This window comes from Nocardia sp. NPDC049526 (assembly GCF_044465765.1).
GTDB lineage: Bacteria > Actinomycetota > Actinomycetes > Mycobacteriales > Mycobacteriaceae > Nocardia.
Map to the genome: position 1 here is coordinate 21,660 of NZ_JBITMA010000011.1, position 20,905 is coordinate 42,564.

A 20,905-nucleotide genomic window follows, 5' to 3' on the forward strand; every position below is an offset into this window, starting at 1 on the left:
GCGCGCTGGCACATGGTTCGCTCACTGCGTTCGCTCACTCGTCGGTCACCTGCCTTCCGGTGTCCTGGACGGGGCAGCTGCCCGCGACCGAACAGTGCCTGCAGCCATCGTTGCGCATGGCGAGATAGCTCGGGCCCTGGGTTGCGGCCGCGGCATCATGAATCGTGCCACGCCATTTGTCGAGTGCCTCGGCATCCAGCGGAGGTTGCATACGCTGCGTGGCACCCTCCTTGCTGCTGGGCTTGGCGACGTAGACCAGCCGCGCGCCGCCGGGTTCGCCTGTGGTGCTGTGCGGTTCGCCAGGGGTTGGGCCGGACTCGATGGTGTATAGGTCCGTTTCGCCTGCGGCAGGGGCGGATTCATCCTGCGCTCGGCCGGATTCGGAGGTGGACTCGCCGATGGTGATGTCGAGTGCGCCTGCTGCCGCGGCCACCTGATAGGTGGCGAGCTGGGCGTGGTCGGCGGCAGCCTGCTTGGTGACCGGCGACTTCCCGGTCTTCACATCGACGATGACGAACCGGCCGAAGGCATCGCGCTCGAGTCGGTCGACCCGGCCGCGAATCCGCACGGCGGGTTCGTCTTCCGTGCGCGGCGGCAGTACACAGTCGACCGGGACCTCCACACCGGCCTGGGTCAATTCACCGCGGGTATTTTGCACCCAGGCCATGAAGGTCTCCAGCATGGCCTCGGTGCGGCGCAACTCCTGACGGGAATGCCAGCCGGTGCCGGGATCGATGGCCTGCCATGCCTTATCCAGTGCGGCGCGGACCTGCGATTCCGGCACCTTGCCCGCCAGTGCCTGGACGAGGGTGTGGACCAGATTGCCCTTGACGGCGTGGGGGTTGTCGCCGTCGGTGCCGCCGTGCCGTTCGAGCGCCCAGCGCAGCGGGCAGGTGCGCAGTAGCTCGACGGTGGACGGAGAGAGGGCAACCGCGGTCTCGTCGTCATCCCAGAGGGAACGCGACGAGCTGAGATCGGCTGTGCCATACCACTCGTCGGGATGTGTACCCGGCACCCCGGCCTGGGCCAGCCGGGCGAGTTCGTGGGCGGCGCGACGTCTGCGGTCCGGTTCGGCCTCGGAATCGCAGACGACACCGCGCAATTCGGCCACCAGCGCATGCATGACCAGGGCGCGGCCCGGGTCGGCGACCGGGAGCGCGCCGGGTTCGCTGTCGTCGTCGTGGCCGAGGAGTTCGCCGAGGAACCGAGAGGGTACGAGATCGCGTTCGCCCGATACCGATTCCACCGCGGTGACCAGCAGCGAACGCCGAGCCCGGCTGCACGCGACCAGCAGCAGTCTGCGCTCCTCGGCCATGATCGGGGCCGCGCGGCTCACCACCTCACCCGCGTCGACGATGCCCGCGGTGAGGTCGACCAGATCCTCGGTCTGCAGCAGAGTGCCGCGCGGGCGCGGATTCGGCCAAATGCCTTCCTGCACAGCGGCAACCGCGACCACATCCCACTCCCGGCCCGCGGACGCGTGCGCGCTGAGCAGCGCGACCGCCTCCCCGGCCGCGGTCAACGATCTGGTGTCGTGCGGAATCTCCTGCTGCACAAGGAATTCGACAAAGCCCTCGATGCTCGCGCGGGGCAGCCGATCCACATAAGCGGCTGCGGCATCGAATAATCCGACAGCGGCATCGAGATCGCGATCGGCCTGCATACCCGCCGCCCCACCGCGCTCGGACTGCGCAACCCACCGCCGCTCCAGCCGTGACCCGGTCCACAGCGCCCACAGCACATCCTCGAGACCGGCGCCGCGCCGCCGCGTCTTGATGGCCCGGTCGAGTGCGTCGAACACCCGCTTCAGCGGCGCCGCCTCGACATCGGTGAGCCGCTCTATGATTCGACGATCCGCGCGGCCGACCAGCAGGTCACGCAGCACCTCCGCGGAGGATTTGTCGACATAGGCGCGCCATGGGGAATCGCTGTCGTCCGGTTCGGGTGCCGACGGGTCCCCTTCCGGATCGCCGCTGGTCCGTTCGGAAGCATCCGTGCTTCCCTGGTCGGTTCGCAGTGGGTTCCGCTCGGCCTCGCCCGCGCCCCGCTCGACGCCATCCGCACGCTGCCCGGCTTCATCGGCCTCCGAATCGGCACCATCCACCCTCCGCCGCGCCTCGTCGGCGTCCCGCTCCGAGGCATTTGCGCGTTGCGGTGTCGCACCATCGTGTCCTGGGTCATCGGAATCGTCGACTTCCGATTCGGGCTTATCGCTGTGCCATTCCAGATCTCGGCTGCTGAATTCCGGTTCGATGCCGTACCAGTCGGCATCGTCGGTGATCCGTTCGACTTGGCTGATATTCCGTTCGGCCGTTGGGACATTCCGTTCGGAGCTGTCGGCCCCGAGCACGAAGCCTTCGTCTTCGGGCGGAAGCACCTCCTCATCCGGAGGGAAACCAGCCCAATCGGGTTCATCGCCCGATGCGGAACTCGCACGTGCCCGTGCGGCCTTGATTTCGCTGCGTGCGGACTCCAGCACACTGCGCCGAATACCGCGACGCAATCGGCGCAGAGTGATCTGATCGGCGCCGCCGAGCGGTCCTGCCAGCAGATCCAATGCGTCTTCGGCCGAGAACATTGCCTCGGCCGAACTCCGACGCCCGCGCCGCTGCGCGTCCTGCGCGAGCACCGCGCGCAGTGCGAGCAGCATCCAGGCCGCGCCGCGCCGTCGGGCCAGTGGCGCGTCGAGTGCGGGCTGTTGCACGGGCACTCCGGCCGCCAATAGGGCGCGGCGCAGCGGCGCCAGTGACAAGGGGACCGAGCGGACGATCACCGCCATGCGCGACCACGGCACACCGTCGGTGAGGTGGGCGCGGCGCAAATGGTCGGCGATCAGGGCAGCTTCCTTCGCCGGGGTCGCCAGTACCCGCACGCGCACCTCGGTGTCGTCGGCCTTCGGTGCCGTCGCATGCTCGGGTGCCGAAAAGCGTTGTGGCGCACTGCCGGGCAACTTGGCCGCGATCCGCGCGACGGCCAGTTCCACCGCGCCGCCGGATCGGTGGTTGTCCCGCAGGATGATCCGCTGTCCATCCGACGCGGCGAGGTCGGCGACGAAGCGCGAATCCGCGCCGCGAAAGGCGAATACACCTTGATCCGGATCGCCCGCCACGACCGCGGTATGCGCGGCCGTACCCATCACCCGCACCAGCAGCGCGGCCTGCGGATCCAGATGCTGGGCATCGTCGACCAGCAGGTATCGGATCCGATTCCGTTCCGCGGCGAGCAGATCGGCGTCTCCGGCCAGCGCGTCCAGCGCGGCTCCGACGAGTTCGGCCGCGTCCAGCGCGGGCGCGGTCGCCTCGGGCGCTTCCACCCCGACCGACCAGCGCAGCAGCATCGACTGCTCGTAGCGGACCGCGAATCTGCCCGCCGCCACCCATTCCGGCCGACCGTGCTCGCGGCCGAGCCGCACCAGATCCTCGGGGCCGAGGCCGCGTTCGGTGGCCCGCAGCATGAGATCGCGCAACTGCTCGGCGAATCCGCCGAGCCCCAGGGCGGGCTGCAGCCGTTCCGGCCACAGGCCGCTCGCTCCGGCCGCGATATCGATCAGGTCGCCGCGCAGCATTTCGCGCAGCACGGCATCCTGCTCGGCACCGGTCAGCAAACGCGGCGGCGGATTGCCGTGTGCGCTCGCATGTCTGCGCAGCACCGAGAACGCGTAGGAATGCAGTGTGCGCACCAGCGGTTCCCTGGTGGCGCCGGGTACCCCGCCCTCGGCGGCGCCGGGATCGGTCAGCCGGGCGGTTATGGCGTCGCGCACCGTGCTCGCCGCCTGCTTCGAATGGGTCAGTACCAGCACCGATTCCGGATCCGCCCCCGCGGCGATGCGCTCGGCGGCCAGATCGATCAGCAGTGCGGTCTTGCCGGTTCCCGGTCCGCCGAGCACCTGCCACGGCCGCCATTCCGGCCGGATCGGGCCGACCGTCGCCGCGGCATCGAACAGCGCGCGGACATCGGCACCCCAGGTCCGAGCCGGGGGTGCCGCCACATTCCGGCGAACAAGTCGCACCGCGCTATCCGATCGCACCACGCGGGCTATTGCAACAGACACCTCCGACACGCCACGCGGGCGATTCACCGATCGGTGAGGTCCGACACACGCCTGGATCTGCGACGGATTTCCAGATGCGTCAATATGAGACTTGTGTCGCCTCTCCATGTGTATCGGTTCGGCCCCGCCGACGGGCCGAAGGTCCTGGCCCTGCACGGTGTCACCGGCCACGGCAAACGCTGGGAGGAACTGGCCACCCGACATCTGCCCGAGGTCCGGCTCATCGCCCCCGACCTGCGCGGACACGGTCGCTCGACCTCATTGCCGCCGTGGAACTTCGAGACCATCGTCGACGATCTCGTCGAACTGCTCACCGCAGAAACCGACGAACCGGTGGTCGTCGTCGCACACTCCTTCGGCGGTGCCTGTGCGCTGCACCTGGTGCATCGGCATCCGCACCTGGTGCGCAAGCTGATCCTGCTCGATTCGGCGATTGCACTGGAGCCGGAGCGCCTGATGGATATCGCGTTGTCCAGCCTGGCCTCACCGGACTACGACACCGTCGAGCACGCCCGACAGGACAAGATCGCGACCAGCTGGGGCGAGGTGGAGCCGCGCCTGCTCGATGCCGAACTCACCGAGCATCTGATGCCCACCGCGGACGGCCGGGTCGGCTGGCGGATCAGTCTGCCCGCCGTCAACTCCTACTGGGGTCAGCTGGCCCGGCACTATGTGCTGCCGCCCGTCGACCTGCCGACGATCCTGGTCCAGGCCATGAAGGTGATGCCGCCCTTCGTCACCCCGGAGTTCCGCGCCGCCCTCACCGCGCACCTGGGCGAGAATCTGACCGTGCTCGAATGGGACTGCGACCATATGGTCGCCCAGGCCCGGCCGGCCGAGACCGCGGCGCTGATCCGATCGGTGCTGTAGTCGGATGGCCACCACCGATGCCGAGGTCGAGCGGGTGCGCGCGCTGGTCGCGACGGTGCCCGCGGGCCGGGTGGTCACCTACGGCGATATCGCCGCGGCGGCCGGATTGTCCACCCCGCGCACGGTCGGCTGGATCATGCGCACCGACTCCGCCGATCTGCCATGGCATCGGGTGATCGGCGCGGGCGGTAAGCCCGCCGCGCATCTGGCCGATCGTCAGTTGCGCCTGCTGGCCGCCGAGGGCGTGCCGATCCGCGACGGCCGAGTCGACCTGCGCGCCGCGCGTTTTCCGCTCCCGTAAACGGCCCCGCCGCCGTCGATCGGCGGTTAACGTTGAAGCATGTCCACCCGCCTGGCGTGTGTCGTCTTCGATGCCGACCGGCCCCGGTTCGTCGCAAATTTCTGGGCCGAGTTGCTCGGCTGGACGGTGACGATCGATCGCCCCGACGCGGTCGATGTGGCGGCCCCCGATCCGGACGGCCTCGATCTGGCCCTGACCTTCCTGCCCGAGGCGCGCGCCAAGGACCGTAAGAACCGGATGCATCTGGATCTGGCCAGTCGCTCGCTCGATCATCAGCGGGTGCAGGTGGACCGCGCACTGGCGCTGGGCGCCCGGCACGTCGATATCGGCCAGGGCACGGTGCCGTGGGTGGTGCTCGCCGATCCGGAGGGCAACGAGTTCTGCGTGCTGGAGCCGCGCGAGGAGTACGTGGATACCGGTGCGGTCGCCGCCATCGTGATCGATACGCACGATCCGGCGCGGCTGGCCGAGTTCTGGTCCACCGCCTCCGGCTGGCCGATGGCCTACGGCGGCGCGCGGGTGGCCGGGCTCCGCTCGGCGACGGGGCTCGGATCCTGGCTGGAGTTCGTCCGGACACCGGATGTGAAGAGCAGCCGCAATCGAGTGCGCCTGGACCTGACGTCCTTCCCCGCCGACGATCCGGCCGCCGAGGTGGCCCGACTACGCGCGGCGGGCGCGACCCAGGTCGATGCCGACGGCACGCCCGGGATGGTGCTCGCCGATCCGGAGACGAACGAGTTCTGCCTGCACCGACCGGCGCCGGACTATTCGACGGTCTAGGCCTCACGACCGCTGGAACCAGACCGCCGTCCCCGGATCTGTACAGCCGACGAATTAGCATGTCGGCCATGCCCTCTCTCGCGCCAGGCGCTGACCGGTGACCACCGCCGACGCGATCGTGCTCGCGGGCGGACGCGCCAGCCGCATGGGGGGCGTCGATAAGCCCGCCATCGTCATCGGCGGTCGATCCATGCTCGATGCGGCCCTGGCCGCAGTGGCGCCCTGTGCGCGGACCGTGGTGGTCGGACCGCATCGGCCCGAATTGGACGCGCGGATCGCACAGGTGCGCGAGGTGCCGCCGGGTTCGGGTCCGGTCGCCGCGGTGGGGGCCGGATTGCGCGCGCTCGGCCCGACCGCCGCGCCACTGGTGGTGGTGCTCGCGGCGGATCTGCCGTTCCTGTCGCCGACGACGGTGACCGAGCTGATCCGGCGCGGCACCGAATCCGGTGCGGACGCGGTCTTCGCGGCCGACGAATCCGGTCGGCCGCAGTACCTGATCGGCGTATGGCGACGGACGGCGCTGGCGGAGGCGTTGGGGCGGCTGGATTCGCTGATCAATCAGCCGATGAAGGCGCTGATCCCGCCCGATACGGTCACCGTCGCCATGCCCGGTATCGCCGATTGCGATACCGAGGAGCAGGTGCGAAGGGCCAGGATGGCTTGGGACACCGGTGCCGTCGGTGCGCCTCGTCTCGCACCGGCGACCGCGGTTTCCACAACGCCGCTGCCACTCGACGAGGCACGGGATATCCTGCGTACCAATATCTCTCGACTCACCGAGTATCCGGCCGAACTGGCTTCCGTGCGCGGTGCGACCCTCGCTGCGCCGCTGACGGCCGTCGGAGCACTGCCACGCTTCGATGTCTCCGCCATGGACGGATACGCGGTCGCCGGTGACGGACCATGGCGTCTGCGGCGCGATATCGGGTTCGCGGGCGGCAGGCGGCCGGTCGGGCTGCTACCCGGTGAGGCGGTGCGGATCGCCACCGGCGCACATGTGCCAGACGGCACCACCAGGGTGCTCCGTGACGAATACGCGCGGATCGAAAACGACGAAATGCTATACCAGCACGAGGATTCCCCGCTGCGCAACGATATTCGCCGTCGCGGCGAGGACCGGGCACCCGGCGATCTCGTTGCGCCCGAGGGCACACCGGTCACGGCCGGGCTGGTTTCCGCCGCGGCCAGCGTGGAGGTGACCGAGTCGATGGTCCGCGGCCCGGTGCGGGCCCGCATCGTCATGACCGGCGACGAGATCCGCAGCACCGGCCCGCTGCAGACCGGTCAGACCCGCGACTCGATCGGGCCGATTCTGCCGGATGTGCTGTCCTGGTATGGAATTCGCACGATCGATCGGGTGCACCTGCGCGATTCTCCGCGCGGCTTCGACGAGGTGCTCGGCGCGGCGGACGATTGCGATCTGCTGGTTATCGTCGGTGCGACCGGCGGCGGCGCGGCGGACCAGTTGCGCGGGGCTATTGCCCGTGCCGAAGCTCGAATCCTGGTCCACCGCTTGAAATTGCGTCCGGGCGGCTCTACTGTGGTCGCCGAATTATCCAGCGGTACAACCGTTCTCGGCCTACCGGGTAATCCATTCGCGGCCGTGGCCGTACTGATGGCCCTGTCCCCCGCGGTCGTCGAGGGTCGAACCGGCGGCCATCCGCTGCGACCGCTGATCGGGCCACTGCGCAATGCGAGCGCGATCTCCGGACCCGTTACCCGCATCGTCCCGGCTCGGCTCGCCCCATACGGCGGTTGGCTCGGCGATCCGCAGATCCGTACCACCCATCTGGGCGGCCTCGTCGACCGTGACGGCCTGGTCATCGTCCCCGCCGAGGCCACCGACGACGACCTCGTCGAATTCCTCCCACTCCAGGTGTAAATAATCGATATTCTTCTTCCACTGATGATGTCCGCTCGCTATTGTGTGTTGGTTAGGCGAATACAACATCACTTCGGAAAGGACCGAGTGGAGATGGCTGAAAAGTCGAAGAAAGCGCCTAAGAAAATGCCCAAGCAGATGGAACGGCAGCAGCAACAGCAGCGCCAGGACCAGGGCATGAACCGATCCGGATCGATAAGCGATCGCGACCGTGACGAGCAGCGGCGGGAGCCGAGTTCGGAACGGCGAGGCGCTGAGCAGCGCCGACCCGGACAGCACTGATCTGAAACGGGCCGCCGGTTCCTCCACGTGAGCCGGCGGCCCGCTTGTGCGCGGCTCGGTTCGTTGCGCGCGGTCTCCGGGTTCGGAGCCGTTGGGAAACTATTCACGGCAATACATTCCAGCCGGTAGATCCATAAAGCTTGACGCGCCCTTTCGAACGCGTCACACGTTTCGAATTACACCGCCGATGGCCACGCCCGGCGAGTTGCCTTTTGCCGCAGAAAACTCTGCGCGCCTATCGAAGCGAGTCGAACGGCGACTCCCGTGCACAAGTAATCATTTCGACTCGCCCGTTCGCGGGTCACGCGCCGAGGCGCAGCAGCGCAGGGCTGTCGGGAGTTCGACGGGTGGGATCAGGGATGGGAACTGCTTCCAGGAGGTTGCGTGTGTAGTCGGCCCGGGGGGATGCGAATACCTCGGCGACGGGACCGGTTTCGACGACGGTGCCCTCGCGTAGGACCACGACGCGGTCAGCGACCTGGTGGACCACCGCGAGGTCGTGGCTGATGAACAGGCAGGCGAAGCCGTATTCGGCGCGTAGGTCGGCGAACAGATCCAGGACCTGGGCTTGAACCGACACGTCGAGGGCGCTGGTCGGTTCGTCGGCGACGAGCAGCCGGGGTGCCAGGGCGAGTGCCCGGGCCAGGGCGACCCGCTGGCGTTGGCCGCCGGAGAGTTCGCCGGGACGGCGGGTGGCGTAATCGCGTGGGAGACGGACGGATTCGAGGAGATCGCCCACCTTGGCGCGCAGGAGCGTGCCGGAGGCGACACGGTGCACCTGGAGCGGTTCACCGATGGTGTCCTCGATACTGCGCCGTGGGTCCAGTGACGCGGTGACGTCCTGATGGACCAGCGCGACATGTTTACGTAGGGCACGCAACTCCCGGTGCGGCAGCCCGGTCAGCGAAACCCCCTGCAGCTCAACCTTTCCGGAATGCGCTGGTACCAGTCCGAGCGCAGTGCGACCGAGTGTGCTCTTGCCGGAACCGGATTCGCCGACCAGGCCGATCACCTCGCGTGGTGCGACGGTGAGCGAGACGTCGCGCAAGGCGTGGAAGTCCTTGGTGCCGCCACGGTTGCGGTAGACGACGGTCAAGTCGTCGATGCGCAGCACTGGCTGTGATTTCGACGTCTCGGCGACCGCGCCCCCCGCATCCATGTCGTCCCGATTCGCCGACACAGCCTGCTGGTCGCCCCGGTTCACCGCTGCAACCTTCTCGTCGCCCCCGACCACCGACGCGGAATTCCTCGCACCCCGTCGATCGATCTCGTGCGGACCTGTGCCCCCGGTTGAGCGCATGACCTCTGGCAGGCGTGGGACAGCGCCGAGTAGCGACCGCGTGTATTCCGCACGCGGATCAGCGAACAAGGCCTGCACCGGCTGCTGTTCGACGACCTTGCCCGCGCGCATCACCACCACATGATCGGCGATCTCGGCGACGACGCCGAGGTTGTGCGTGATGAAAAGGATCGCTGTGCCGTGGGTCCGCTGGAGGGCGCGCAGCAGCTCGAGGATCTCCGCCTGCACCGTGACATCCAGCGCCGTGGTGGGCTCATCGGCGATGAGCACATCCGGCTCGCCGGACAACGCAAGCGCGATCACCACGCGCTGCTTCTGGCCGCCGGAGAGCTGATGCGGGTACCAGTCGACACGACGCTCGGGCTCCGGAATGTCCACCATGCGAAGCAATTCCACGGCCCGCGCCTTGGCATCCGACTTCGAGATCGGGCCGTGCGCGCGCAACGCCTGCATGAGCTGAGTACCGATCTTCTGCACCGGGTTCAGCGCGGTCTGCGGCTCCTGGAACACCATCGCGGCCCGGTTGCCACGCAGTGCGCGCAGTTCCGGTTCACGCGCGCCGATGATTTCGGTCTCGGCGAGGCGAATCGATCCGGCTGGGACCGCGCCATCGGGCAGCAGCCCGAGTACGGCACGGGCGGTAATCGACTTGCCGGACCCGGATTCGCCGACGAGCGCGACGACCTCACCGCGGCGGATCTGGAAGCCGACACCGTCGACGACGGTGCCAGTGCCGAAACGCACCACCAGATCCCGGATATCCACCAGTATTTCGGAACTCATCCGATCCTCCTCGCCCGGCCCAATGCCTGGGCGATCAATAGGAATCCGAGCGTCAACCCGGCCACCACCACCAGCGGACCGATCGCGAACGCGGCATTGACGTCCAGATTCGAAATCGATTCGGCGATGATCGAACCGAGCGAGGGGTTCGGCGGACGCACGCCGATTCCGATGAAACTCATCGCGCCCTCGACGAATACCGCCACCGACATGGACAGTGCCAACTGCACCGACAGCGGTTCGACGACATTGGGCAGCACGTGTTTGCGCAAGTTCCACCAGGTGCCCGCACCGATCACCTCGGCCGCCTCGACGAACGGCTGTTCGCGCACCTGCAGGATCGCGGTGCGGATCTGCCTGCCGAACACCGGAATCTCCACCGCGATGATCACCGCGATCACCGCGTGGATACCGGGTCCGGTAATCGCGGCCAACGCGATGGCGAAGATGAGCGACGGGAACGCGAGGATCACGTCGAAAACGCGCTGCGCCACGACATCCGCGACCGGGTTACTGCTGGCGAGCAGTCCGGCGAGCGCACCGGCCGACGCGCCGAGCGGGACGGCGACGAAGACGATGATCAGGTCGATCCGGATGCCGTACAGCACGCGCGCGAAGACATCCCGGTTCAGGTGGTCGGTGCCGAGCCAGTGATCTCCGCTGGGGCCCAACAGATTTGCGCCCGGTATCTGGGCGATCGGATCGTATTGAGCGAGGACACCCGCCAAGATTCCGGCGAGCGCGATGACCACCACTAGGCTCAGCCCGAGCAGGCCCTGTCCACTGCGGAAAGCGATTCGCAATGTACCCGCCGCGCGATCCGCAGAACTTACGGTCATGACCCGGCCCCGATTCGAATGCGCGGATCGAGATAGGCATGGGCGATATCGGTGACCAACTGGATCGTCACGAAAACCGCGACGGACAGCAGCAGGAGCACCTGCACCACCGGATAATCGCGCCTGCTGATCCCCTGCTCGACCAATTGCCCGATGCCCGGCCAGGCGAAGGCGGCCTCCACCAGCACCGCACCGCCGAGCAGTTGCCCGGTCTGCAGGCCGAGTGCGGTCAGCATGGTCGGCACGGCATTGCGCAGCGCGCCCCGAGTCACGATCTGCCAGTGCGAGATCCCCTGTGAGCGCGCGGTCAGCACATACGGTTTGCCCAACTCGGTGCGCAGCGATTCGGTGAGGAACCGCGTGAGCGCCGCACCCACCGGCAACGCGAGACAGATCGAAGGCAGCAGCAAGTACTGCACGGCGATATCGGGACGCGCGATGAAACCATCCGGCGGTACTCCACCGGCGGGCAACACCGGAATCGCGATCGCGAAGACAAGTACCAGCAGCACACCGGTCACGAAGGTCGGCAGCGCCACCGCGACGGTATTCGCCGCGGCGACGAGCGCATTGAACCAGCGATTCGGCCATGCCACCGAGACGACACCGACCGCAACGCTGACCACCACCGCGAGCAGCAGCGCCGCACCGGTCAGCACCAGAGTATTTGTCAGGCCCCGGCCGACGAGATCGGCGATCTGGCCGCCGATGATGTAGGAGCGGCCGAGATCGAGGGTGCACAGGTTTTCGAGCCAGGTCACGTACTGCGCCGGAATCGATCGGTCGAGTCCGAGCTGATGACGGATGGCGGCTATCGTCTCCGGCGAGGCATCGGGGCCCGCCAGCGTCAGCGCCGGATCACCGGGAACCAGCCGCAGCAGCAGAAAGATCAGCACCGAAGCGGCGAACAGGACGAGTACCGCGGAAGGTAAGCGGCGCAACAGATATCGGGTCATGACAGGTATGCGTCGGTGAGCACGGTTTCGCGGCGCTTGGTCCAGTCCAGCCCGTGCACCTTGCGCGAGGTGGCGGCCTGCTGGAGGTGCACACCGATTTCGATGAGGAACAGACCCTCCAGCAGCTGATCGCTGACCTTCCGGTAGGCCTGCACAGCCTCGGCACTGGTGCCCTGTTCGACCTGCCATGCCGCATCGGCCGCACTGACGTAGGCCGGGGATTCGTAGTGCGAGGCGTTTTTTCGCGCATTGAACGGGTAGGCGCTGACGGTGAGCGTGGACGGCGTGAACTGCGCCCAGGAATGCGTGGTGACCCACAGGCCCGGGAATTCCGCGCCGATCAGCCTTTTCACGAAGGTCACGGATTCGATCGGGTCGAGGGTGACCTCGATGCCGATTTCGGCGAGGTCGGCCTGCACGATCTGTGCGGTCGCCTCGTAGTACGGGAGGCTGGTGTCATAGGACAGCGTCAGCTTCGGCGGTTTGCTGGTCTGCGCCAGAATCTGCTTGGCCTTGGCGATATCTCGTCTGAAGGTCTTGTTGCGCGCGTCGTCGAAGGCGGGCGAAGTCTTGGGCCAAGGAAGATTCACCGGATAGCCCGCATTGCGGAATACCTCGGAGATGATCCGTTCGCGGTCGATGGCGTATGCGATGGCCTGGCGCACCTTCACATCCGCGAGTGCGGGCTCGGCGACATTCGCGCCGACATAGATCTGCAGTTCGGCACCCTCGTAGGTGATGGTGGTGAATCCGGCGCTCTTGGCGAAGTTCTCGTTGTCGCGATAGTTGAGTCCGTTCGCGACGGCGATCTGCCCCGACTTGAGCGCGTTCACCAGCGCCTGGGTATCCGGAATGATCGAAATCTCGACCCGGTCCAGATAGGGCCGGTCCGGGATCCGGTACAGCTCATTGCGCTCGAAGACCAGCAGTGAATTCGGGGTGCGCTGGGTCAGCTTGAACGGCCCGGTGCCGATGAACTTGTCGGCGGTGGTGGCCTCCGCGATGGTCTCACTGTCCAGAATCGGCGCGGTGTCCAGCAGATCGAAGATATTGCCGAGCGGATGCGCGAACTTCAGCACGATCCGGTTCGGTCCGACGATGTCGTATTCGGTGATCGCGGCAGCCGTGCTCTTGAGTTGGGCAGACCATTTCGGATCCGCATAGGTGCGCAGCGAGAATTCGACGTCATTGGCGGTGAACTGCCTGCCGCTGTGGAACTTCACGTCGTCGCGCAGGTCCAGCGTGAGCGAGAGTCCGTCGTCGGCGAGGGTCCATGATTTCGCCAGCAACGGTGCCGGTTCCAGTTTGTCGTGCGGATACCGGACCAGCGACTCGTAGACGAGGCCGATGAGCGCGGGCACCGTTGCGCTATTGGTGAGCAGGTTGGCCGGAATGATATCGGTCGGCCAGCCGACCTTCAGCGTGCCGCCGCGCACCGGCTGCGCATTGTCGTCGCTGCCCGCCTTCTGCTCACTCACCGCGGAGGAGCAGGCCGCCAGCGCACCCGTGCCGAGGATCGCGAAGGCGGCGATGCCGGTATTGCGCAGGAAGTTACGGCGGCCCACACCTTGGTCGGCGCCCACGCCGGGGGAAGAACTCATCTGACAAATCCTCGAGAGACAGATCGATCCCGGGGACACGGAACCGATTTCGGTGCGCCGACGGCACCGGACGGGAAGGAATCAGCATTGGCATACGCGCGATCAAAGGCACGTCAGCAACGCGGCGAGCGACACGAACAGCAGGGTTCCTGCGCGCACTCGGCGTGCGGTGCGCAGGGCGTAGTCGTGGGCATGCTGGCGAAATTAACAGCGGACCGACCATGCGGTCATCGTTTAGACGCACCGTGCGCAAAAGGCTGGTGACCCGAGCGGGTGGCGGCTTTGACTGGAATGATGCCTGCTCCATCCCACGCTCGCGGTTATGAAGGTTTCACCGGCGCCATCGGCCGCACCACCGCCGATGCCACGCCCGAATGGACCTATCCGCCGACCGCTCCCGAGGGTGCACCGAACATCGTCGTGGTGCTCATCGACGACATGGGATACAGCGATATCGGCCCGTTCGGCTCCGAGATCGAAACTCCGACGCTGGACCGGCTGGCCGCCAACGGTCTTCGGCTCACGAATTACCACACGACCCCGCTGTGCTCGCCCTCGCGCGCCTCGCTGCTGACCGGAATCAATGCCCACCGCGCCGGTTTCGGCTTCGTCGCGAATGCCGATCCCGGATATCCCGGTCTGCGCCTGGAACTCGCCGACGATGTGCTGACCCTGCCGGAGATACTGCGCGCCAACGGCTATGCCACCTACGCGATCGGCAAATGGCATCTGGTGCGCGATGCCACGATGAACCCTGCGGCACATCGGGATTCGTGGCCGACTCAGCGCGGGTTCGACCGCTACTACGGTTCGCTGGAGGGACTCAACTCCTTCTACTATCCGAATCAGCTGGTTTCGGACAGCTCGGTGGTCGATGTCGAGGAATATCCCGAGGGCTACTACCTCACCGACGATCTGACCGATAAGGCGATCAGCTATATCAAGGATCTGCGCGCGCACGACGCCGCCAAACCGTTCTTCCTGTACTTCGCCCACGTCGCCATGCACGGACCGTTGCAGGCCAAGCCGGAGGATCTGGCGAAGTACCGTGGCCGCTACGCCGAAGGCTGGGACAAGCTGCGGCAGACCCGCTTCGCCGATCAGCTTGCCGCGGGACTTTTCCCGGAAGGGACGCAGCAGAAGCCGCGCAATACCGAACCGGGATATGAAGCCGCGGAATGGGATTCGCTCACATCCGAGGAGCAGCAGCGCTTCGCCAGGTATATGGAGGTGTACGCGGGCATGGTCGACAGCATCGACCAGAGCCTGGGCCGCGTCCTCGACACCCTCGAACAACTCGGCGAACTCGACAACACCATCGTCCTGTTCACCTCGGACAACGGCGGCACCGCGGAGGGCGGACCAGAGGGAACCCGCACCTATTTCGCGGAATTCGCGCATATCACCGATCCGGACTGGATCGGTGACGTGCCGCACGACGAGGAGCTGATCGGCACCGCAAAACTGGGTGTGCACTATCCGCGCGGCTGGGGTCAGGCCTCCAATACGCCGTTCCGGTTCTACAAGGGCCAGACCTTCGCGGGCGGGGTGCGGGTGCCGTTCCTGCTGTCCTGGCCGAAGGGACTGCCGCGCACCGCGGACGACGACGGCATCCGGCACGAGTACACCTACGTCACCGATCTCGCGCCCACCCTGCTGGAGCTGGCCGGGTTGCGACGGCCGAGTGCGCGTAATGGCCTGCCCGCCAAAGATTTCGACGGCATTTCCGCCGTCGATACGCTGCGCGATCCGCGGGCGGCGTCCAAGCACACCGAACAGTACTCGGAAATGGTCGGCAATCGCGGCTTCTACCGTGACGGTTGGAAACTGCTCTCGCTCTACGAACCCGGCACCGATATCGATGCACCGCAGTGGCAGCTGTTCGACGTGCGAACGGATCCGACCGAACTGCACGACCTTTCCGAGCAATTCCCGGAGAAGGTCGCCGAACTCGCCACCGCCTGGGACGAATCCGCCTGGGCAAATACGGTTTTCCCGCTGGTCACCCGCCAGGATCTGGCACGGCGGCGACCGGAGGAGGGACGCTTCTCCGCACCGGTGCGACTGCTGCCGGGCACACCGACCCTAGAGCGCTATCGCTCGCAGCGACTGATCGCCTACCGCGACTTCACGATCGAAGCCGAACTCGGCGGGTACCGCCCCGGCGACGAGGGTGTGCTCGTCGCGCACGGTGATCCGCTCGGCGGCTATGTGCTCTACGTCGAGGACGGCCGAATCGTGTTCGGGCTCAACAGTTATGGTGTCTACAGTGCCGTGACCAGCGAACCGCTCGCGGCGGGTGTCCGACGGATCGCGGTGCGCGCCACCGTTCGTCCCCGGCTGCGCTCGGATTTCGTCATCGAAATCGACGGCTTAGCCGGTCCGGAACTGCGCGATCAGGTGCAGCTCGTCGGCATGTCACCGTGGACCGGTATTTCCGTCGGCGTCGATGCCCGCGGCCCGGTCTCCTGGGAGCTGCGCGAACGCCGCGGCACCTTCCGCTACACCGGCGACCTGCGCGCGATCACCTACACCCCGGGCCCGATCCAGGTGCCGCAGCAGACCATCGAGGCGGTGGAACGCGAGGCCGAGTTCGTCGCGGAATGAGCCGGGCGCACATGCGGTGCGGATTTCCGGCGGCACCGCCCTTCCGATACCGTTGACCAGGGACAACACCTCACTCCGCCGGACCGAAGGATGCACCTGATGGACGACAGTTCCCTGATCTGGGACGACGGTGCGCTGGTCACCATCGACCAGCGCGAACTGCCGCATGAGGTGCGCGAGCTGCGGCTCAGCACGGTCGAGCAGGTGATCGACGCCATCAAGACGCTGGCCATCCGCGGTGCGCCCGCGATCGGCATCGCCGGTGCGTTCGGTGTGGTCATCGCCACCGCCGCACACACCACCGACGGCGTCGTCGATGTGGCGCGGGCCGAGGCGGATGCCGCGCGGATCGCGGATGCCCGGCCCACGGCGGTCAATCTGGCCTGGGCGGTGCGGCGGGTGCTGACCAAGGTGCCGCTCGGTGCCGATGCGGTACTCGCCGAAACCCTGGCCATGCTGGCCGAGGACGGCCGGGTCAACCGGACCGCCGCGACCCATGCCGCCGATCTCGTGCAGCGGCTCTGCCCGGACCGGCCGCTGCGGGTGCTCACGCACTGCAATACCGGGCGGCTGGCAACCAGCGCCTTCGGCACCGCGATCGGGGCGATGCGGGTGCTGTCGGAGCGCGGGGCGATCGAGAATGTCCTGGTCGACGAGACCCGGCCGCTATTGCAGGGCGCCCGGCTGACGGCCTGGGAGCTGGCCGAGGCGGGCATACCCCATCGGCTCACCATCGATTCGGCGGCCGCCTGGGCGATGGCGACCGGTCAGGTGGACTGTGTGCTGGTCGGCGCGGACCGTGTGACCGCCAACGGCGATGTCGCGAACAAGATCGGCACCTACGGCCTCGCCATCGCAGCCCGCCACCACGGCATTCCGTTCATCGTGGTGGCTCCGGAGTCGACGCGTGATCCGAAGATGGCGACCGGTGCGGACATCGTCGTCGAACAGCGGGCCGCAGCCGAGGTGACCGGATTCGGCGGTGTCACAACGGCTCCCGTCGATTCCGAGGCTTTCAATCCGGCCTTCGATGTGACGCCCGCGGAGTTGGTGACGGCGGTAGTTACCGAACTGGGTGTCGTATATGGCGCGAATGCCGAAGGTAATCCGGATGCGTCCATCGCCGATATCGCGCGTGAGTTGTACGGGCGGGGCTGGATGCCGGGCACGGCAGGCAATATCTCGGTGCGCACCGGCGATACCGCGGTGATCACCGGCAGCGGTTTGTCCAAGGGTGAATTGACCGGCGCGGATATGGTGACCGTCCGCATCGCCGACTCCGCGCCGACACCGAATCAGCAGCGAAAGCCTTCGGCGGAGACCACAATTCACACGGCGGTGTACCGAACCACCGGTGCCGCAGCCGTTGTCCACATTCATCCGCCCTACGCGACGGCAGCCGCGACGCGCTCCGGCTCCCCCGACGCACTGACCACCCTGCGGATCACCGACTACGAACTCATCAAAGGTCTGGTGGCCAAGGACCCGGACGGCACCTATCCGACCGTCCTCGACCTGCCCGTCTTCCCCAACTGGCCCGACGTCGCGCGCATCGGCGCGGATATCGAGGCCTACCTGCTCGAAAATCCGACCGCCGCACCGGTATTGGCGATCGCGGGACATGGGATCACGACGTGGGGAGACAATCTTTCCCAGGCACGCGACCGCGCCGAATGCCTCGAAGCCCTGTGTGAGCTGGTGTCCCGCACCGGCCGTCGGCAGGCATTTGCCGCGCGCAATCCGAACGAGATCCTCGAGATTGGACTGACATCATGACGCTGTTGCAGGTTATGGCCGCCGACGATGCCGACAAGGTACTGCTGCGCACCATCGACGATGCGGTGATCAGCACCGAATTGGCCGCCCGCGGTATCGCTTTCGACCGCTGGCCGGTGCTGGACAATGCCACCGAGACCGCCTCGGATGAACTGCTCGCCGAATACGACGACCGCGTGGCCGAACTCAATTCCTCCGGGCGCTACAAGCATATCGATATCGCCCGCATCCACCCCGACGACGCGAATCCGGAGTGGCCGCAGATCGCCGAGGGCGCACGCGCAAAGTTCCTGAACGAGCATCGGCATGCCGAGGACGAGGTGCGGTTCTTCGCGGCCGGACGCGGCTGCTTCTACCTGCATCTGGGTGACGAAGTCGTGGCGGCGGTATGCGAAGGCGGGGACCTGCTTTCGGTCCCGGCCGGCACACTGCACTGGTTCGATATGGGCACCCGCCCCGACTTCATCGCCATCCGCTTCTTCGAAGAGGCAGACGGCTGGGTCGGCGATTTCACCGGTGACCCGATCAGCTCGGGTTTCCCGACCCTCGATCAGCTGCTGACGGCCCCGTGATCGCCACCGTAGTCGTCGATATCGAGGGCACCACCAGCCCGACCAGTTCGGTACGCGAGGACCTCTACGGCTACACCCGCGCCCGCCTGCCCGAATGGCTGGCCGAAAACCGCACGGCCGCGGCGGCACCCATTATCGCGGCCACCCGCGAACTCGCCGACCGCCCCGATGCCGACACCGACGAGATCGCCGCGATCCTGCGCGACTGGCTCGGCTCCGATGTGAAGGCCGAACCGCTCAAGGCCGCACAGGGCATCATCTGCGCCGAGGGCTTCCGCAACGGCGCGCTGCACGGGGAGTTCTTCCCGGACGTCCCGCCCGCCCTCGCCGCCTGGCACGCCGCCGGTCTGCGACTCTATGTCTACTCCTCGGGATCGGTACGCAACCAACAGGATTGGTTCACCTTCGCCCGCGGCGGTGAGCTGGCCGGAGTGATCAGCGGGTACTTCGACCTGTCCAGCGCGGGCCCGAAACGCGAAGCCGCCTCCTACGAAAAGATCGCGAGCGCCATCGGCACCCCCGCCGATCGCATCCTGTTCCTGTCCGACCATCCCGACGAACTCGATGCCGCCGTCACCGCGGGCTGGTCGGTGACCGGTGTCCACCGTCCCGGTGAACCGAATCCCCCGCGCCCCCCGCATCACTGGATCTCTTCGTTCGCCGAACTCACGCTGCCCTGAGATATTCGCCTGCCGCAGGGTCAAGCGCCGGAAATGCCGATCGACGGGCGGACCGTGCCCAGGCGGCCGTGCTCAACGGTTGCGAAGATGCGCCGCGCGTGTACAGCCACCGGATTGATGGACCAGGGGGCCAGGGCGGTGGTGAACATGAGTTCACACCAGGACAGCGCGGGCACATCACCCGCGGCCAGGGTTGCGATAAGCGACATTTCGCTGTCCCGCCCCGACCAAGCGGCGAGTAGCCAGGCGGCGTCGAGGCGGCCGAGGAATTCCTCGGCGTCCTCGGGTGCGCCGTGCGGGGTGTCAACAGCCAAATGGACCACAGCGGCGATAGCGTGGCGCATTTTGGCATCCAATCCGACGGCGTCGTGCAGCAGCAGCGCCTCCAGTGCGGAACGCAACTCGACGCCGGGATCGACGGCCGTTTGGGCGGTGCCACGAGCATTGCGGATCATGGAATGCCTCCCGTTTTCGATTTTCCGATGACCGGATCAAATACGTTCGGTGTGGCGCTGTCCCGATAATTGGTGATGTCCGGCGCACCCCAGAAGGTATCTACACTGGTCAGTGGCTGGCACATGGGCTCCGGATGCCGAGGAAGAATTGAATTCTACCCGGATGATTGCCCGAATCAACCCGGAACAGTTGGGCATCGAGTCGATAACACGCCCCGGAGCCGAGATCGCGCACATGCATGGGCCGATCCCGGCCGTAGGTGGTGCCGCCCGCCGCCCACATTCTTCGAAATTCTGGGTACGCGCCGAGTTCGTCGAGGAATTCGGTGGACCAGGCGGTATCGCCGGACTGACCGATCAGTCCGCGCAGCCAGTCGACGGTGAGCGCGGCCTCGCGCTCCCATTCGACCATGACCTGTTTGGACAGTTCGTTGCCGAAGAACCAGCGCAGCACATTCACGTCGTCGACCAGACCGGGAAATGCGGCCGCGTAGGAGTCATTACAGGACAGGACATTCCACCGGGTATCGACATAGCCCGCCGCATTCGGCTCGTGCAGGCGCAGTCCGTCGCGCATATCCGTGCCGATCTCATCGCGTAGTTCGAGTACGGAGGGAAATCTGTCCACACCCAATCCGGCCAGATCGAAAAACAGTCTGCGCTCGGCATCGGTGAGCTGCGCGATCCGATCCAGATATCCGATCAGTGCATTCACCACCGTTCTGGTGGGATGTTCCCGATCGCCGCCCTCGAGGTGGGTGATATAGCTGGCGCTCACGCCCGCGGCGAATGCCAGCTTCTCGCGCGAAATGCGTCGATCGTCACGCAGTCTGCGCAACTCACCCCCGAACGTGGGCGGGCGCACTGGAGCCCCGTCGCCGCCATCGGTCGACCTGCTTGGCACAGCAATCCACTCCTATGAAGCTGAAGATGTATCGACAAAGTCGGGTAGTTCTGCACAAAATGCGAGCCGATCCGATATTAAACGAAGGGTTTGCTCTAATTTCCGACCAACGCCCGCGTGTCGGGGCCGCCACGCCGACATCTGGTCCGCGTTCGAATGTGCTGAAGCACCAATAAATTCGCCCCGAGCGGCCGGTAGAACCAGCTCACCGCGGCGACCGCCTGCACGATGCAGCGGGTCCGCGTCTGCGGACGCTGCGTCTCCTT

Annotated in this window: 15 protein-coding genes; 8 read left to right on the plus strand and 7 right to left on the minus strand. The window is 66.7% G+C overall.

Annotation, left to right across the window (positions count from 1 at the left end):
* Positions 1-34: 34 nt before the first annotated feature.
* Positions 35-4,051: a PD-(D/E)XK nuclease family protein gene (locus ACIBW7_RS30875; protein WP_397052442.1), complete on the minus strand. Its 4,017-nt coding sequence runs from the start codon at positions 4,049-4,051 to the stop codon at positions 35-37.
* An 84-nt stretch (positions 4,052-4,135) separates the two neighbouring features.
* Between ACIBW7_RS30875 and ACIBW7_RS30880 the strand changes: the two genes are divergently transcribed.
* From ACIBW7_RS30880 to ACIBW7_RS30895, 4 genes are all read left to right on the plus strand, one after another.
* Positions 4,136-4,921 (plus strand): alpha/beta fold hydrolase, encoded by a 786-nt coding sequence (locus ACIBW7_RS30880; protein ID WP_397052445.1) that lies wholly within the window; start codon positions 4,136-4,138, stop codon positions 4,919-4,921.
* A 4-nt stretch (positions 4,922-4,925) separates the two neighbouring features.
* Entirely contained in the window at positions 4,926-5,222 is a 297-nt protein-coding gene (locus tag ACIBW7_RS30885) for an MGMT family protein (protein ID WP_357478911.1), read from the plus strand.
* A 39-nt stretch (positions 5,223-5,261) separates the two neighbouring features.
* Positions 5,262-6,002 (plus strand): VOC family protein, encoded by a 741-nt coding sequence (locus tag ACIBW7_RS30890; RefSeq protein WP_397052448.1) that lies wholly within the window; start codon positions 5,262-5,264, stop codon positions 6,000-6,002.
* 97 nt (positions 6,003-6,099) lie between these two features.
* Positions 6,100-7,884 (plus strand): NTP transferase domain-containing protein, encoded by a 1,785-nt coding sequence (locus tag ACIBW7_RS30895; protein WP_397052450.1) that lies wholly within the window; start codon positions 6,100-6,102, stop codon positions 7,882-7,884.
* 583 nt (positions 7,885-8,467) lie between these two features.
* Here the strand turns inward: ACIBW7_RS30895 and ACIBW7_RS30900 are convergent.
* The 4 genes from ACIBW7_RS30900 to ACIBW7_RS30915 are packed head-to-tail and all read right to left on the minus strand — an operon-like array spanning position 8,468 to position 13,645.
* Positions 8,468-10,249 carry a dipeptide ABC transporter ATP-binding protein gene (locus ACIBW7_RS30900; protein WP_397052453.1) on the minus strand — a complete coding sequence of 594 codons (1,782 nt, stop codon included), beginning with the start codon at positions 10,247-10,249 and terminating at the stop codon, positions 8,468-8,470.
* Positions 10,246-11,088, minus strand: a complete 843-nt coding sequence (locus ACIBW7_RS30905) for an ABC transporter permease (protein WP_397052455.1) — start codon at positions 11,086-11,088, stop codon at positions 10,246-10,248. The genes ACIBW7_RS30900 and ACIBW7_RS30905 overlap by 4 nt, the downstream gene beginning before the upstream one ends.
* Positions 11,085-12,044, minus strand: a complete 960-nt coding sequence (locus ACIBW7_RS30910; protein ID WP_397052457.1) for an ABC transporter permease — start codon at positions 12,042-12,044, stop codon at positions 11,085-11,087. Before ACIBW7_RS30910 ends, ACIBW7_RS30905 begins: the two co-directional genes overlap by 4 nt.
* Positions 12,041-13,645, minus strand: a complete 1,605-nt coding sequence (locus ACIBW7_RS30915) for an ABC transporter substrate-binding protein (protein ID WP_397052460.1) — start codon at positions 13,643-13,645, stop codon at positions 12,041-12,043. Before ACIBW7_RS30915 ends, ACIBW7_RS30910 begins: the two co-directional genes overlap by 4 nt.
* A 294-nt stretch (positions 13,646-13,939) precedes the next feature.
* Between ACIBW7_RS30915 and ACIBW7_RS30920 the strand changes: the two genes are divergently transcribed.
* From ACIBW7_RS30920 to mtnC, 4 genes are all read left to right on the plus strand, one after another.
* Positions 13,940-16,252 (plus strand): sulfatase-like hydrolase/transferase, encoded by a 2,313-nt coding sequence (locus tag ACIBW7_RS30920; protein ID WP_397052462.1) that lies wholly within the window; start codon positions 13,940-13,942, stop codon positions 16,250-16,252.
* A 99-nt stretch (positions 16,253-16,351) separates the two neighbouring features.
* Entirely contained in the window at positions 16,352-18,028 is a 1,677-nt protein-coding gene (gene mtnA, locus ACIBW7_RS30925) for an S-methyl-5-thioribose-1-phosphate isomerase (protein WP_397052465.1), read from the plus strand.
* Positions 18,025-18,600, plus strand: a complete 576-nt coding sequence (locus ACIBW7_RS30930; protein ID WP_397052468.1) for a 1,2-dihydroxy-3-keto-5-methylthiopentene dioxygenase — start codon at positions 18,025-18,027, stop codon at positions 18,598-18,600. Before mtnA ends, ACIBW7_RS30930 begins: the two co-directional genes overlap by 4 nt.
* Positions 18,597-19,280: an acireductone synthase gene (mtnC, locus tag ACIBW7_RS30935; protein ID WP_397052470.1), complete on the plus strand. Its 684-nt coding sequence runs from the start codon at positions 18,597-18,599 to the stop codon at positions 19,278-19,280. Before ACIBW7_RS30930 ends, mtnC begins: the two co-directional genes overlap by 4 nt.
* A 20-nt stretch (positions 19,281-19,300) precedes the next feature.
* Here mtnC and ACIBW7_RS30940 read toward each other — a convergent pair whose 3' ends face one another.
* Positions 19,301-19,735 carry a hypothetical protein gene (locus tag ACIBW7_RS30940; protein WP_397052472.1) on the minus strand — a complete coding sequence of 145 codons (435 nt, stop codon included), beginning with the start codon at positions 19,733-19,735 and terminating at the stop codon, positions 19,301-19,303.
* Positions 19,736-19,844: 109 nt separating this feature from the next.
* Positions 19,845-20,639, minus strand: a complete 795-nt coding sequence (locus ACIBW7_RS30945) for a helix-turn-helix transcriptional regulator (protein ID WP_397052474.1) — start codon at positions 20,637-20,639, stop codon at positions 19,845-19,847.
* Positions 20,640-20,905 lie beyond the last annotated feature (266 nt).